This is a genomic window from Bradyrhizobium sp. SHOUNA76, from assembly GCF_023006445.1.
GTDB lineage: Bacteria > Pseudomonadota > Alphaproteobacteria > Rhizobiales > Xanthobacteraceae > Bradyrhizobium.
The window spans coordinates 1-223 of sequence record NZ_JALBHA010001211.1 but is presented as its reverse complement, the minus strand read 5'-3'; the positions used below and the strand labels follow the sequence as shown (position 1 = coordinate 223).

Genomic DNA, 223 nt, shown 5'->3' with positions numbered 1-223 from the left:
ATCGAGATTCAGGTGCTGGGCGACAAGCACGGCAACGTGATCTATCTCGGCGAACGCGAATGCTCGATCCAGCGCCGCAACCAGAAGGTCATCGAGGAGGCGCCTTCGCCGCTGCTCGACGAGGCCACCCGTCGCAAGATGGGCGAGCAGGCGGTCGCGCTGGCGAAAGCCGTGAATTACGACTCCGCCGGCACCGTCGAGTTCGTCGCAGGGCAAGACAAGA

1 pseudogene is annotated in these 223 nt (G+C 63.7%); it reads left to right on the top strand.

From position 1 onward, the window contains the following. Nucleotides 1-223: pseudogene (locus MOV74_RS40545) on the top strand (acetyl/propionyl-CoA carboxylase subunit alpha); the annotation flags it as partial.